The organism is Pseudomonas sp. S2_B10, from assembly GCF_054668425.1.
In genome coordinates, this window is sequence record NZ_CP162768.1 from 5,916,734 (window position 1) to 5,931,885 (window position 15,152).

At 59.4% G+C, this 15,152-nt stretch carries 11 protein-coding genes and 2 pseudogenes; 4 read left to right on the forward strand and 9 right to left on the reverse strand.

Annotation, left to right across the window (positions count from 1 at the left end):
- Positions 1 to 154: 154 nt before the first annotated feature.
- Positions 155 to 673, reverse strand: a pseudogene (locus AB4O45_RS26555) (methyl-accepting chemotaxis protein); the annotation flags it as partial.
- A 390-nt stretch (positions 674 to 1,063) separates the two neighbouring features.
- Positions 1,064 to 2,146: pseudogene (locus AB4O45_RS26560) on the reverse strand (cache domain-containing protein); the annotation flags it as partial.
- Between the two features lie 353 nt (positions 2,147 to 2,499).
- On the opposite strand from AB4O45_RS26560, the gene AB4O45_RS26565 reads away from it, so the two are divergent.
- Positions 2,500 to 3,027: a hypothetical protein gene (locus AB4O45_RS26565; RefSeq protein ID WP_310215854.1), complete on the forward strand. Its 528-nt coding sequence runs from the start codon at positions 2,500 to 2,502 to the stop codon at positions 3,025 to 3,027.
- A gap of 45 nt (positions 3,028 to 3,072) precedes the next feature.
- On the opposite strand, the gene AB4O45_RS26570 is transcribed toward AB4O45_RS26565, so the two are convergent.
- The 5 genes from AB4O45_RS26570 to AB4O45_RS26590 are packed head-to-tail and all read right to left on the reverse strand — an operon-like array spanning position 3,073 to position 10,123.
- Positions 3,073 to 4,008, reverse strand: coding sequence for a GNAT family N-acetyltransferase (locus AB4O45_RS26570; RefSeq protein ID WP_460160866.1), 936 nt, complete (start codon positions 4,006 to 4,008; stop codon positions 3,073 to 3,075).
- The gene (locus AB4O45_RS26575) at positions 3,977 to 5,287 is read right to left on the reverse strand and encodes a phenylacetate--CoA ligase family protein (RefSeq protein WP_460160867.1); all 1,311 of its coding nucleotides are present in this window, start codon (positions 5,285 to 5,287) and stop codon (positions 3,977 to 3,979) included. Before AB4O45_RS26575 ends, AB4O45_RS26570 begins: the two co-directional genes overlap by 32 nt.
- Before the next feature lie 43 nt (positions 5,288 to 5,330).
- Positions 5,331 to 7,733: an aldehyde dehydrogenase family protein gene (locus AB4O45_RS26580; protein WP_460160868.1), complete on the reverse strand. Its 2,403-nt coding sequence runs from the start codon at positions 7,731 to 7,733 to the stop codon at positions 5,331 to 5,333.
- A gap of 1 nt (position 7,734) precedes the next feature.
- The gene (locus AB4O45_RS26585; protein WP_460160869.1) at positions 7,735 to 8,865 is read right to left on the reverse strand and encodes a LuxE/PaaK family acyltransferase; all 1,131 of its coding nucleotides are present in this window, start codon (positions 8,863 to 8,865) and stop codon (positions 7,735 to 7,737) included.
- 10 nt (positions 8,866 to 8,875) lie between these two features.
- A complete protein-coding gene (locus tag AB4O45_RS26590) occupies positions 8,876 to 10,123 on the reverse strand; it encodes an MFS transporter (RefSeq protein ID WP_315435037.1) in 1,248 nt (415 codons plus the stop codon).
- 359 nt (positions 10,124 to 10,482) lie between these two features.
- Between AB4O45_RS26590 and AB4O45_RS26595 the strand changes: the two genes are divergently transcribed.
- Positions 10,483 to 10,671 (forward strand): hypothetical protein, encoded by a 189-nt coding sequence (locus AB4O45_RS26595; protein WP_041480969.1) that lies wholly within the window; start codon positions 10,483 to 10,485, stop codon positions 10,669 to 10,671.
- 9 nt (positions 10,672 to 10,680) lie between these two features.
- Here AB4O45_RS26595 and AB4O45_RS26600 read toward each other — a convergent pair whose 3' ends face one another.
- On the reverse strand, positions 10,681 to 11,058 hold the full coding sequence (locus AB4O45_RS26600; RefSeq protein WP_041480968.1) for a fe2+ zn2+ uptake regulation protein: 378 nt from the start codon (positions 11,056 to 11,058) through the stop codon (positions 10,681 to 10,683).
- 243 nt (positions 11,059 to 11,301) lie between these two features.
- On the opposite strand from AB4O45_RS26600, the gene pvdQ reads away from it, so the two are divergent.
- Entirely contained in the window at positions 11,302 to 13,647 is a 2,346-nt protein-coding gene (gene pvdQ, locus AB4O45_RS26605) for a bifunctional acylase PvdQ (RefSeq protein WP_460160870.1), read from the forward strand.
- A 53-nt stretch (positions 13,648 to 13,700) separates the two neighbouring features.
- Here the strand turns inward: pvdQ and AB4O45_RS26610 are convergent, their stop codons facing one another.
- Complete coding sequence (locus tag AB4O45_RS26610; protein ID WP_236168862.1) at positions 13,701 to 14,702, reverse strand: FecR family protein; 1,002 nt, start codon at positions 14,700 to 14,702, stop codon at positions 13,701 to 13,703.
- Positions 14,703 to 14,855: 153 nt separating this feature from the next.
- Here AB4O45_RS26610 and AB4O45_RS26615 point away from each other — a divergent pair, with 153 nt between their 5' ends.
- Complete coding sequence (locus tag AB4O45_RS26615) at positions 14,856 to 15,125, forward strand: PepSY domain-containing protein (protein WP_252869499.1); 270 nt, start codon at positions 14,856 to 14,858, stop codon at positions 15,123 to 15,125.
- The last annotated feature ends 27 nt before the right edge of the window (positions 15,126 to 15,152 follow it).

Consider the following 15,152-nt stretch of genomic DNA (forward strand, 5'->3'; position numbering starts at 1 on the left):
TGCTACAAAACACCCGGACCAGTGTAGGAGTGAGCCTGCTCGCGATTGCGGTTGACCAGCCGCAGATACAGTGACTGAAAAATCGCTTTCGCGAGCAGGCTCGCTCCCACAGGGGATTGGCTTAAAGGCCAAAATCCCCGTGGTCGCGGTTGGCTTAACTGACCTTGAACCGCCCCATGATCGCGCTCACGCGGCTGTTGGCTTCGAGCAATTGGCGGGTATTGAGCTCGCTGGCCTGGCCGCTCTGCACCAGTTCATCGACCATGTGGCGAATCTGCACCATGCTGCGGTTGATCTCTTCGGTCACTGCGCTTTGCTGTTCGGCGGCGGTGGCGATCTGCGTGCTGAGGCTGTTGATGTGGCTGACCGAACCGGCCATTTCGTCCAGCCCCGAGTTGACTCGGGCGGTGGCGTCAGCAGCGGACTGGCAACTGGCTTGGGTGTTTTCCATGGCGCTGACCGAGGAACTCACGCCTTGAGTCAGACGGGTCAACATTTCGTTGATTTCCGAGGTACTGGCCTGAGTGCGGGCGGCGAGGGCGCGGACTTCATCCGCCACCACCGCAAAGCCGCGACCCTGTTCACCGGCCCGGGCCGCTTCAATCGCGGCGTTGAGGGCGAGCAGGTTGGTCTGGCCGGCAATCGCGCCGATGACGCCGAGGATTTCGGTGATGCGCTGGGCGTCCTGCTGCATGTTTTCAACTTTGTGTGTAGCGCTGGCCACTTCGTCGATCAGCGCGACCACGCTGTTGGTCGCTTCCCCGACCACAACGCGCGAGCGGTCTGCGTTCTCATTGGCACGCTGGGTGAATGCAGCGGTTTCAGCGGCGTTTTGCGCGACGCTTTCAGCAGTCGAGCTCATTTCGTTGATGGCGGTGACGGTCTGATCGGTTTCCGAAGCGTGACGCAGCAGAATCTGGCCGGTATGTGCCGAGGTGCGCTGCAGGTTGTCGAGGCTGGAAGCCATGGCGCCGGTGGCCTGGGTGACTTCGCCGATCATGTTCTGCAGATAGGCGATGAAGGTGTTGACCGAGTGACCGATGGCGCCCAGTTCGTCTTCGGCGCGAATGGTGATTCGGCGGGTCAGATCGGCGTCTCCGCTGGACAGCGAGTCAATGTTGGCCTTCAGCGCTTTCATGCGCAGCACCAGCTTACGAATCGCGTAAACCTGCAACAGCACCAGCAGGATCACCAGCGGAATCTGGATCAGGCTGAGGCTATGGAGCACGTCGTCGCGCTGGGCAGTGAGCATCTTGGTCGGCAGGGCAGTGGCGAGGAACCACGGTGTGCCCTCGATAGGGCGCATGAAGAATGTAGCGTCTTCACCGTTGTTATCGAACTCGACGCGTTGCGCTGTATCGCGATTCTGCAGGCCGGTCTTGATCTGATTGACGAAGGTCGAGCTGGCCGTCAGTTCGCTGATGTTCTTCAACACGATCGGGCCGCTGATGCGCGAGCTGTTGCTGATGATCTTGCCGTCCGCCTCGACGATGAGCATTTCGGCGTTGAGGTCCTTTTCCTTGCGCGCCACCAAATCGTTGAAGAAGCCCAGGGTCACGTCGATGGTCGAAACGCCCCAGGCGCTGCCGTTCTTGTAGATCGCCATGGCGCAGTTGGTGCGCGGCTCGGCGCTGGCGTCGTCCTTATAGGCAGCGGCCCACGCGCACTGGCCGCGCGGAGTGGCCATGCCGCCCTTGTGCCAGCTCTGGTCGTAATAGTTGGGCGCCGCATCGCTGTTCCAGAACGTGTTGACCTTGAGTTGGCCAGAGGCGTCACGGTGCCAGAAAGTGCTGAATTTGTTGCGCCCGGCTTCACGCTGGCCCGGTAACGGCCAGATGCCGCCGCCGAAGACTTTCAGCTCGCCATACTGATCCACCAGCCCTGGCAGCACCACGTCGATGGCGGCGCTGTCGAGCAGTGGGATGGTCTGGGTGATGCTGCGTTGCTGCGCCTGGACCTTGTTCAGTTCGCCCTGAATCTGCACGGCGACTTCGGCGATGCGGTTGAGCACGACCTTCTCTTCGGTATCGCGCAGGGTCGGTGCCACCAGTTGGCTGATGCCGACCACGGTCAGCACGGACAACAGCAGAATGAACAGAATCAGAAACAGCGTGTAGCGAGCCTGAATAGTGCGCAGTGCGGGCATGGAACTGATCCTTGAGCGGCTTTTTTGTTGGAGGGCAGGAATAAAACAGGGCGGGTATCACAGCGTATCGTCGTTGCGGGCCGAAGCTTTAGGTGCTCGCGCGCCGAAACAACGCTGGGCGATGACCGGTTGGTATCGGGATGGGTACAAATCCCCGGATTGCCACGTTTGTTACATCAAGATGACGGCTCTGAACCAATGTTTACGGGATGCAGGCTTGTGTCACGAATGTACGAGATTTGTAAAAAAGCGCACAAAAGACTTGGTGCGATCAGGCGCATCGGCCGATACTCGCGCCCATTCAATTGGTTGGAACAAGGACATTTCATGCTCATCGCACAAGGAATCCTCGCATGACGATCGGCTATACCGGCGCCTGGGAAAGCAAGGCAGGCGTAATGGTCCGTGATACCGGCGCGAAAAAGCAGGTTTCGCAGAGCGTCAAAGTGCAGCAGATGCTGACGCTGGTCGGCAACGATCCGAATGCGCTGAATGTGGCGGAGATGGATAAGCAGGGTTTGCGCAAGCAGATCAAGGGCTTCGACCCGGCCAACGTTTCCGTCAAGCAGTTGGGCAACCTCAGCGAGTTCCTGCGCGGGCGCGGCCTTATTTCCGAGATCACCTCGATCACTTTGCTCAATGCCGGCGACAAATTCGACCGCTTCGGCGTGCAGAAAGACCCGGAGGCCAAGTTCAACGCGCTGGAATATTTCGCCACTCAGCTCGATGCCATCCAGACCAACAGCCTCAATGGCAATTATTACGGCAAAAGCCTGATTCCCGAATTCAAGAAAGCCATTTACGTCCTGCAGAATCTCAAGACCTATGGCGAAGGCAATGCGCCAGTTCCGTCTGACAAAGGCCTGAAGGCAAAGGCGTAACGTCTGCTGATGATGCCCGCTCATCCGTGTGCGGGCTCATGCTGTTTACGCCGCCGGCACGGCTTGCCGAGTGATGTGACGTTGTGCCTGGTCATGCAACTGCTGCATGTGCGGACAATGCAATGTCAGCCTGCGCGTGCGGTAGCCACGATGAAACAGCGCCAGCCATCCCCCTCGATTATCCTGTGCAGGCGCCAGGCCGGTGAAAGCAAAACCGATGGCGTTGAGGCTGTGCAGATCCACGGCAAACTGTCGCGAAAGCTGTAGACGAATCGAAACCAGCCAATGCCCGGGCAGTGATCGCAACTGGTCGAGCAGTTCCGGATTGAGTTTTTCCAGCCACATTTCATGGCGGCTGCCGTGCTGCTGGACCTGAACCGAAGCTCCGCGCCAGCGTCCTGCATCAGCCCCGACGCCGAACACAGCGCTCAGACGCACCATCAAGGGGCGGCAACTGGCTGGCCATGCCTGTTCTGGCAATGGTCGTTGATAGCCATCGATAGTACGTACACCCAACACGATCGACTCGGGTTTTTTACAACCAAAGGGTGAGCGGACATAGTCCGGCAACAATCCAGTGTTGTGAAAACCCAGGCTGATAGCCATGCGTTGGGTGTAAGGGTGATGGGTGACCTGTTTGATCGAGACGCTACGACAACCCAACGCCTGCGCATGAGTCAGCAGTTGTCCGCCCAGCCGCGTGGCAATGTTCTTTCCACGGGTATCGGGATGTACGACGCTCAAGGCCAGTTCGGCATCGTGCGAGCTTTCGCTTTGCCGATACAAAGTGGCATGACCAAGAATCCGCTCACCCTCCACTGCAACCAGTGAATGCCAGCGTTTGTCGGCGTGGTTCTGATTGATCAGGCAGGGCATGTAAACGTCGGTTTGCACGTAATGATCACCGTAGACCTCGCGAAACAGCTGGCTGACGGCCTTGGCATCGGTGTCACGGTAATTGCGCAGAATCAACGACTCCATCACGCACCTCCCTCTCGTCCGGGCCATAGCAGCGCAAGTCGACTATCCGCAGGCTTTTCCCTGCGCGAGGATGGCGCGCCAAATCCTCGAACCGGCAACTCTGGATGCGCAGCTCCAATAACCGCTCAGCCCGCAGTTGCGCGATCGGCGGGTACAGTTCGATCAAGCGGGCCTCAAGTTTCTCGTCGATGAGCGCCGATCGTTCGATGACTGCGTATTTCAACGTCAACACATCTGCGCTTTTGGCTTGTTCGATCAGCAATTGCCAATCGTCGCTGCCAGTGATGCTCCGTACGCTTTCGCTGATTTCATCGGTCATCAGCGACAGAATGCCGACCCGCACCCGCTGGCTATTGCCGCTGCGTCCCCTCAGGGCGAATTTGCGTTGTGCAGTGCCCGGCGGTTCGCGCCAGCACGCAAGATCTCCGACGGGATAGCGGATCAGCGGCATCAAGCGGCGATGCAGATTGGTCAATACGAGCAGACCGGTTTGATTGCAGGCCTCGATCGTTGCGCCGCTGTGCTGATCGACAATCTCCAACAGGACGTGACCGTCGGGTGTGCGATGTTCTCCTTCGACGCAGTCAGGATGACTGGCGCCAATAAATCCGCCGTCGACGCTGGCGTAGCCGATCGAGGCAATGCGCGCGTTGGGCAGCACTTGCTCAAGGAGCTGGCGCTGTGAGGCAAACAGGCTCTCCCCGCCGTAAAGCACGCTATCAACCAGGGGCAACGTAAGGCCGCGTTGTTTGAGCCAACTGGCGAAGGTCAGTAATTGCGCGGGCACGCCAGCCAGTACATTGATCCGATGCTGGTTGATGGCATCGGCCAACTTCGGTGGATCAACCTCGCCGGTAAACGGAAACTCGCTGACAGCTGTTTGAACATAGGCGAGTGAGTCATGAATAAACAGAAAACTGGCGTAAAGGTCGCCAGCGAAGAACAGATTGGCGACACGGTCCCCGGGGCTGAATTGCTCGCTCAGACTGCGGCCGAAATCTTCCACCGTGCGCTGCCATTCCGTGCGGGCATACACGGACAGCCTGCCACCGCCGGTTGATCCACCGGTCTTGAACACCAGGGCGTGCCCAATGGGGGCCGTCAGGACCGGCCATTGCGCGAGATCCGCGCTGTCTTTCCAGAAGTCTGCCGGATCAAGCAGTGGCAGTTCGCACGGTGAACTTATCGCCTCGGGGATGTTGGCGAGACTGTTCTTGTAGTAGGGCGAATGCTTTCGGGCGAAACCCGTTAATTCGCTAATCGAGTCGGTTGTTTTCACGGTGTGTTCTTCTTGATTCGAATGAGCCAGCTCACGGCAAGCGTCAGCGGCGGGAGTCAATGACCAGCGGCGTCTTGCCGCTGTGTTTGTTTCGAGCGAAGTGTTCGGGCGAGCATTGCTCGATCTGCAGCACCAGCAATCCGCTGTCGATGATGGTCGTCAGGGTCAGGTAATCGGCGAGACGTGTTTCAACGGTGGCGGCTGTAAGTTCGCAATGCAGTTGCATGCGCTCGACGCCCTCGGCGCTGTGGTCCAGATGCAACTGAAACGGCACTTGCAGCCGTGACGCCAATTCGCTCAGGGAGATAAAGTCAGTGCCGATACGCAACAACTTGCCGTGGCGTTGCAACAGCTCGAAGCGTGGCGACGTCAGCCCGCAGGCGCAGACGCCCGGGAGCCAGCGTCCGCTGTCGCCAATCTCATAACGCTGCACGCGCTGGCCACCCTCGCGGGCGAGCGAGGTCACCACCAGCCGGCCCACCTGATCGTCGATCACCGGCACATCCTCATCGAACGCGACAATCTCCAACTGCTGGATTTCGCTCATCAGATGGAAAACCCCATCCGCCGAATCCTCGCAGGCATGCCCAAGCGGACCGGCGTCGACGCTGCCGTAAATCGCCGAGCGAATGGTCGAGACGCCACAACTGCGCAGCAATTCACGGTTCTGATCGCTCAGGTGCTCGCCACCGAGAAAGACCTTTTCGACTCCGGCATAAGCACGCAGACGCTCCTGTTCATTGAGGAACAGACGATGCAGGGTGCCGGGCATACCGACCAGCACGTTGACCCGTTGGTCGATGATCAATTGGGCAATCTCCCGATAATCGTCATCAGCAGGGGCGGCCATGGGCAGGTGCGTCACCTCGAGCAGTTCCAGCGTTTTGCTGAAGCTGAGAAAGCCGCCGTACAGCCCGCCACAGAAGAACAGGTTCATGACTCGGTCTTGTGCTGGATCCAGACCGGCAGCGAACAGGCCATCAGCGGTCGCGCGCATCTGCCGATCAAAGTCGCGATAGCTGTAGCCGGCCAGAGCAGGGGTGCCGCTGCTGCCTCCAGAGCGGAAATACAACTGCGCCTGATCGTTGATGGGCTGGGCAACGAAGGCTTCTTTGTCCATGATCGCAGCGCACGGCGTCGCCGCTGATGGTGCTGGATCGAGACTGGCCTGATTCGGCAGTTGCGTGGCTGCAAGACTCAACGATACCCGTCGACTCAAACGTTGCAGCGCATAGACGCCATCATGGGGTTCGCCCTCGTACCCGTCGTGAATGTTGCCGATCGGTGCGATCCGCGTGACTCCGGCAGCGATCAACGCATGGGTAAGCTCGACAATTTGCGATTGTGCGCATACCAGCGCACAGCTTTGCAGGACGTTGCGCCACGGCAGCAGAGTGGCGGGCAGCAGCGCCTGCGGCACCGGGTGCAGCAATACGCTGCGAAACAGCGGTGAAGGTGCGAGTTGCCGATCATGGGTCCAGATCACCCGCCAGCCTGGGCCGTGCCAGACTTGCCCGGTGTGACCGGCGAAACTCTGACCGAGGCGGGCCATTTGCGTGTGCGTGGTAATTTGCGAAGCTTCCTGGCGTGTCGGCACCAGTGCCGGCCACTGTGCGGCGCGTCGTTGCAGGGCCTGCGCCAGGCGTTCACCGATATCGCGCAAGACTTGCGTGTCGTCGCTGTCCACCAACAGCCATTGCGGGCTGGAGCAGGCCTGCTGATCCAGTCGGCAAACTTCGTCGGCGACGGCATCAAGCGCCTCTGGCGTAGCTGATGCAGGAGTGAGATAGACGAAGCTGATGCGATGCCCCCAGTCGATCCAGCGACAACCCGGCGCGAGCTGTTGCCGAATGGCTTGCAAGGCCGCTTCGCCACCCCACGCCGCGACGCCATTGGCAGATTTGCATAATTGGTCGATCTGCTCGGTGCTCGCTGGAACCACCGCCACGTGACCGGCCAGTTGTCCGCTCGCATCGCAGTTCACCAACGCCCGCAACAGTCGCGCCGTCAGGCCTTGATCGCTGCGGCTGGGGCGCAACCAGTTGACGTTGCCGGCGAGCAGACTTTCCACCACCGCGCAAAAGGCCAGCAGCGGCGCGTTGGCCGGGGTGATGTGCACCACCAGCCCGAGCGGGCGCCAGGCTTCGAAGCGCGGCAGGCGATAATCGATACGGCGCAGGGAATCGGCTTCGGCGCCAAGTTCGCGCTGACGTTTGGTCGTCAAGGTTTCAGGTTGGCAGAAATCGATCAAGGCCTGCCGTTGTTCGCTGTCGAGGGGCAGATCCATGCGCGAGTCACGCAGCAGCTGGGCAAAAACGGTTATCGCCTTGATGACCGTGCTGCTGTCTAGTGACGTCGCCAAACGCTGGGGCAACTCGTGTTGCAGGTCTTGAAGCGCTTGGTCGAGGCTGTAAATGTCGTGCAGTTGTCCATTTATCAAATACATTTCAGTGACTTCCCAGTAATTCGGCGGCGGCCATCGCGCAGCTTCTGCCGGCCGTGGTGCCGGCGCGGCCGTGCAGTTCGAACCAGTCGCTGGTCAATCCACAGCCGCAACTTGCGCCCGGGTGTAGCGTGGCAAGGTCGCTCATCACCACGGCATGCGCCGGGCTGGATGAGATGTAAGGCGAGACGAAACCGAGCAGGCCTTGTTGGCCATAGGGCAGCAGAGAAAAATCCGCCGGATCGCGAATCAGCACTCGCGAATACACCGGCACATGAAAGCGGTGACGGGCGCATTCGATGTAAGGCACGGCGTGTTCGACAGCACCGTAACCGTCGCGGCAGCGGGCGGTTTCGATGCCCAATTGCCGATGGATATGGGCATAAAACTGTTGTTTAGGAATTTCCTGCGCAGCCAGGGTTTTCCAGCCGCCGCCAAAAAAGGCCAGCGAACCGGCGGGCAATTGCACATCCTGTACAGCGGTAGCCTGCATGCGTTGCAGGGTCTGCCAGAGAAACGCCGGGAAGCCGAAAATCCGTACCGGCAAACCTTCTTCAGCGAATGACTGCAATGCGGCGATGACACCGAATACGTCGAACTGATGGCCGCTACCGGTGTTGCGCAAGGCGTAAACCACGCGATTGACCGGGGCAAACCGACAGAGAAACTGGTCGGTAAACGAAGTGCCGAGGGTAATGTGACCCTCGGGTTCGTAGCTCAGCAGCAGGTAATTGCACGGCGTATCCGGAGTATCCCAACCGTAATGGCGAAAGATCTGCGCAACCATGAACTGCGCCCGCGCCAGGCTGCGTTCGTCGTAACGCATCCGGCTTTTCTGTCCGCTGGTGCCCGACGAGGTCAGTTCCAGGGCGTCTGCGCCGGTGCTGCTGAGCAGCAAGTGTTGCTTGAAGAAACTGGCAAAGATCGGCGGCAGACGTGACCAGTCATCAAGACTGTCGAGGTCTTGCGGTGCCAGCCCATGGGCGTTGAGCCAATGGGCGTAACCCGGGGTGTGGTCGCAGTGAAAGCGGCTGATTTCAGTCATCGCCCGATCAAACAGACCGGGCGCGGCTGAATCCGCGCAATAGGGTTGCTTCAACGCGCACAGCGCGTCGGCATAGGGTAGGTGAGTCATCAGTAGTTCCTTACTGAGGCGAGGCCACATCAGCTGTGGTGGTTTGCAGGAGCCGGTAAACCATGGGCAGGCACATCAGCCCGCCGAATGCGGCCCAGAGAGCGAAGTATTCAAGACGGCCGCCGCCACCGATGGCCGCAATCAGCGAACCGCCAAGGCCCATGACGGCGATCGAAATCATGCCGGTCAGCGCCGACACCAGACCTTTGCTGTCGTCGCTGGCAAACAGCGCCAGGCGATACACCGCGGCGTTGCTCATGCCCAGCCCGACGGCGTACAGCGATAAACTCGCCACCACCGGACCAAGCCCCGCGCCGAACAATGCGCACGCGGCCAGAAACAGAAGGCCCAGACAGAACGGCCAGAGCGCCAGTTGAATCAATTGCGTCAGAGAATGAGTCTGCAGCAAGCGGTCGAGAATCAGATTGCCGGCAATCACCGCTGAGAAAACCGGAATCTGCCACAGGCCATATTCCAGCGGCGGCAGTTCCAGCACCCGCACCAGCAGCAACGGTGCCAGGCCTATCCATGTGATCAGGGGCAGACTCATCAGGCCCAGCGCCAGACTGGCGCAGAGAAAACGCGGGTTGCCTAACAACGCGCCATAGCGCCGTGAAGTGCAACGCCAGGAGAAGGGCACACGGGGTGTTCGATGACCATCGCGGCGCTCGACGCCTACGGTTTCCGGCATCCACAGCAACAGACCGAGCCAGACCAGCGCTGCCGTGAATCCCAGCAGCAGAAAGATTTCCCGCCAGCTCAGCCATTCCAGCAACAGGATCCCCAGTAGCGGCCCGAGCAGCGGCGATAACAACGCAACATTGCCGAGCAACGCCATCAGCCTGACGGCGTCCGCTTCACAGAACACCTCCTGTAGCGCCGGATAGCTGACTGCGACGACAAACCCCAGACCCATGCCTTGCAACAGCCGCAACAGGTTGAACGCTCCAATACTGTCGGTGAAAAAAGCTGCCGCGCACGACAATCCGAACAGCGCGCTGCCCGATAACAACAGTGGTCGTCGGCCGTATTGATCGGACAACGGGCCGAGTAACCATTGCAGGCACACGCCACCCAACAGATACAGGTTGAAGGCATGGGGAACATGCCGTACGTCCGCGTCGAGGTCGGTGGTGACATCCAGCATCGCTGGCATGATCACATCGCTGGCCATGTAAGTGAGCAGTTCGAAAGCGGTCAGCGCCAGACAGAAACCCGCAACCTGTCTGGGGCCGATATTGATAAGTGTTCTCTGCATGAACATCCCTGTTTTATGAGTGGTAGGAAGTTCGCAGAGCCTAGGCGCAGGCGCACAGCCGACCTAGCCGTTTGCTGCGTCAGCAGATTTCAAAAACTTACGGCATGTTTAAAGGATTGGCGCGGCGTGAAACCTGTTTACCTGGCTGCCATTGCGGCGCAAACAACGATGCCCGCGTCAGTGCGGGCATTGTTTGCGCTGGATCAGGGAGGGCGGGGCATGTCTCAGGGTTGGGTGCCCATGCAGCCAAAAAACCTCAGGGGCGGTAACATGAGCACCCGTTTGCCCCGGCGCATCCCCCTCATCCGGGAAACGCTCGGCGCGCAACCGGCTACATTTCAATGTTTCAGGAAACCGCAATGACCCAGAAGCAACGCTTGATTTATTCGATTCTGATCGCTCTGTCGGTACTGGCGATCATGCTGGGCCTGTCCTGGCTGCAGAATGCCGGCATGATCACCGAGAAGACTTTCCAGTACGTGGCAATCGGCGTGGCGGTCGTGGTAGTCATCATCAACGGCGTGATGCGCCGCAAGGTCAAGCCCTGAAGGCGAGCCTCATTCGTGGTTGAGGACCGCTGCAGCCTGCGGGTGCAGGCTGTAACTCTTGTCGGCGTTGAAGGTGATCACGCCTTCGGCGCACAAGCGTTTAAGCACTTCTCGCACGCTGAGAAACGACAGCGGCACGTCCAGATCGAGCAACTGGCTATGCACGCCACGTACGCCCAGGCGACGATTGCTCTGTGCCGCCACGAGCAGCGCGTCGATGACTTTCAGGCGAATCAGGCTGGTGCGCAGGCCGAAGCTCTTCAGCAGCACGCGAATACGCTCGTTGCCCGGGCGCTCGCCGCGCTGGGTGAAATTGCCAGAGTGCGAACTCATGGAAACGCCCTGTGGCGTCTGGCTACCGTCCGTTGGTAGTTGCGAGTTGTACATGCGATTACTCCTTTTCAGAGCCAGATCGGGAAAGGTTTTGTTGCGCTCTCTAAACAAGACGTTTCAGCACGACAAATCATGAAAGAAAAGATGTAGAAATTTCGTCGCTAATTCGTCTCAGCCTTGTGATGACGGCATTGCCCCAATGGGCTACCCGCTAAATTTTTTCCTTCAGCTTCGTTTCTTCGACAGGCTCATTGCGCGTGGACGCAGGGGCAATCGACCTTTCGATCAGGAGCAAGCGTGATTATTTCCAGGCAACTCACCGGGCTGGCCCTCGCCAGCACCTTGTTCGGGCTGAGCCTGTCAGCCCATGCACTGAGCCCGGCTGCACAAACCAGCGCCGATATTCGCCGCACCAGTTTCGGCGTGCCGCACATTCGCGCTGAAAACGAGCGCGGTCTGGGTTTCGGCATCGGTTACGCCTACGCCCAGGACAATTTGTGCCTCCTGGCCAACGAGATCGTCACGGTCAATGGTCAGCGCTCCCAATATTTCGGCCCGGAGCAGTTCACTGTTGAACAACGGCAAAACCGCGTCAGTGATGTGTTCTTCACCTGGCTCAATACTCCTGAAACAGTCAAAGCATTCTGGCAGGCACAACCGGCGCAGGTGCATGATCTGGTTGAAGGCTATGCCGCCGGTTACAACCGCTATCTGGCTGAACGCCGTCAGCAAGGGTTGCCGCAGCAATGCCAAGGCGAGTGGGTACGTGATATCAGCGCCGAGGATCTGGTCAAACTGACGCGGCGCCTGTTGGTTGAAGGTGGGGTGGGGCAGTTCGCCGAAGCCCTTGCTGGCGCGACGCCGCCGCAAGTGACCGCGCAGGTGAAGCACGACACCGAGGCGTTCCAGTTGGCCGACGCGCGTCAGCAACGTTTTGCTCTGGATCGCGGTAGCAACGCTGTGGCGGTCGGCAGCGAGCGCTCGTTCAATGGCCGTGGCATGTTGTTGGCCAACCCGCATTTCCCATGGGTCGGGGGCATGCGCTTCTATCAGATGCACCTGACCATCCCCGGCAAGCTCGATGTCATGGGCGCGGCATTGCCGGGTCTGCCAATGATCAACATCGGTTTCAACCAGCATCTGGCCTGGACCCACACCGTCGATTCGTCGAAACACTTCACCTTGTATCGCCTGCAACTTGATCCAAAGGATCCGACTCGGTATTTGCTCGATGGCAAGTCGCTGCCGCTGAACAAACAGACGGTTACCGTGCAGGTCAAGCAGGCTGACGGGCAGGTCGTAGCGGTTGCGCGCGACATCTACAGCTCGCAGTTCGGCCCGATCGTGCAATGGCCGGGCAAGCTCGACTGGGACAAGCAATATGCCTACAGCTTGCGCGATGCCAACCTCGACAACGATCGCGTGCTCGAACAGTGGTATGCGATGAACCAGGCCAGCAATCTCAAGGATCTGCAAGACGCGGTGCACAAGATCCAGGGCATTCCGTGGGTCAACACCCTGGCAGTGGATGACAAGGGCCAGACGCTGTACATGAACCTGTCGGTGGTACCGAACGTAAGCGCGGAAAAACTGGCCAAGTGCAGCGACCCACGCCTCGGTCTGCGCATGATCGTGCTGGACGGTTCCAACAGCGGCTGTGCCTGGGATGTCGATCCGCAAGCCGCGCAGCAGGGCATCTTCGCCTCCAGCCAGTTGCCGCAATTGCTGCGCAGGGATTTCGTTCAGCACTCCAATGATTCGGCATGGCTGGCCAACCCGGCTCAACCGCTCACCGGCTATTCACCGCTGATCAGTCAGGAAGGACAACCGCTGGGCCTGCGCTCACGATTCGCGCTTGATCGTTTGGGTGAACTGAGCAAGAAAGGCCCGCTGGCAGTCAAGGATCTGCAGCACATGGTCATGGACGATCAGGTCTATCTGGCCGCGCAGGTCATGCCCGATCTGCGGAAGTTCTGCGGCGCCGATCTGGGCAGCGATGCCGCGACACTCAAGTCTGCGTGCGCCAGCCTCAAAGCCTGGGACGGCCGCGCAAATCTGGATTCCGGGCTCGGTCTGGTGCATTTTCAGAACATCATGCAGGCGCTGCTTGAATCAGCGGATATCTGGCGTGTTGCATTCAATCCGGCAGATGCGCAACACACTCCTCGCGGCCTGGCAGTCGAACAACCCGCCGTCGCCAAAGCACTGCGTGAAGCGATGCTGGCGTCGGTCGAGCGGGTCGAAAAAATGGGCCTGAAACCTGACACGCGCTGGGGTGATATCCAGGTGGTCAGCAGCGGCGGGCAGCAAACGCCGATTCATGGCGGGCCGGGGACGCTGGGCATCTATAACGCGATGCAAAGCGTGGCCCGTGAGGATGGCAAACTTGAAGTGGTCAGCGGCACCAGCTATCTGCAAGTGGTGAGCTTCGATGAAAAAGGCCCGCACGCCCAAGGGCTGCTGGCGTTCTCGTTATCCAGTGATCCGATGTCGAAATACTCGCGGGATCAGACTGAAGCGTTTTCGAAGAAACAGTGGAGTGTCCTGCCGTTCACCGAACAGCAGATCCAGGCGGATCCGCAATATCAGGTGCAGACGATTCAACAGGCACAGGATCAGGAAGGGAAGATGGCAGCGCAGTAAAACAGTCATAGCTCGAAACAAACGAAGGCCGCTTCCCGCAAGGGACGCGGCCTTCAGCTTTTCGGCGGGCGTTGCGGCATCGAATTGATTACCGGGTTGCCTTCCTTGTTGCGCGTCAAATAGACCGGCAGCACTTTCGGCAGGCTGTTGGCGAGGTGGTTCATCTCTTTGATGTTGTAGACGCCGCCCACGCGGATCGCGCCGGTATTGGTGTCGGCCAGCATCAACGGCTTGTCGAGGTAACGGTTGATCAGCGGCAGGGCGTCGTGCAGCGCAAGGTTGTCGAGCACCAATCGGCCGCTGCGCCAGGCCAGCGAAGTATCGCCAGGGTAGGTCTGACTGATTTGCGGCGCGTAATCGCCATGCCGGTAGCGCGCCTGCATCGAGGGACTGAGGCGCAGACCGTCGCCAGGCAAGTCGCGATTGCTGCTGACCAGCACCGAACCTTCGATCAGATTGACCCGCACCTGATCTTCGTACATCCACACATTGAACCGCGTACCGGTCACGCGGATCTTGCCGTCGCCGGCGCGAACCACGAACGGATGAGACGCGTCATGGCTGACATTAAAAAACGCCTCGCCCTTGTTCAGGGTGACGCGACGTTCATGTTTGTAATTGCTGAAGCTCAGGTCGGTGTGCAGGTTGAGTTCGAGCTGGCTGCCGTCACTCAGGGTGATCTGACGCACACTGTCGGTGGCGGCGTAATGCTGATAACTGTCGGGCACCCAGCCCAGACTCCAGCCGCTGTAGGCCGCGAGTGGCAAGGCGAGGGCGCAGGCGCCAGCAATGACCGCGAACTTGCGCCACGAACGCGAAGGCTTGCGCTGCGCGGCGAGTGCCTCGGGCTCGGTTCGAGGCAGATCTCCGGCGACTTCCCAGATCTCTTGCATGGCTTCGTATTCGAAGGCATGCAAAGGATGTGCAGCGTGCCAGGTCTCAAATGCGCGACGCTCCTCGTCCGTGCAGTCAGCGGCGTGCAGACGCATGCACCAGTGCGCGGCGGCATCGGTGATCGCATCGTATTCGGCTTCCGAGAGAGTGTCTTGGGTCATTGACTCGTCCTGATTTCGCTCATTCTAACCTCGCCGGCAGGCTGCCGAGAACATCCGTCATGGCATTTACCCATCAACGTGGAACTTATTTTTCCCTGTGGCGCCCAAAAAAACAGGAAGCAACTGCCTACTATCCATAAATGGAGTGAAAAAATGATCAAAAAGACATTCGCAGCCCTGATCGCCACTGCTGGTTTGCTCGGTGCCGGTGCCGCTCTGGCGGACAAGCCGGGCGCAGGCTGGATCACCATCGAAAAAGCCATCGAGGTCGCCAAGACCAAAGCTGGCTATGTCGAAGTCTATGAGATCGGCGCCGACAATGACGGCTACTGGGAAGGCGAAGGGCGCAAGGCTGACGGCATTGTCTACGAGTTCCGTATCGACGGCGCCTCGGGCAATGTACTGCGCGATCAGAAGGATTAACGCACCGTCTCACTCGTTGATTCTTGG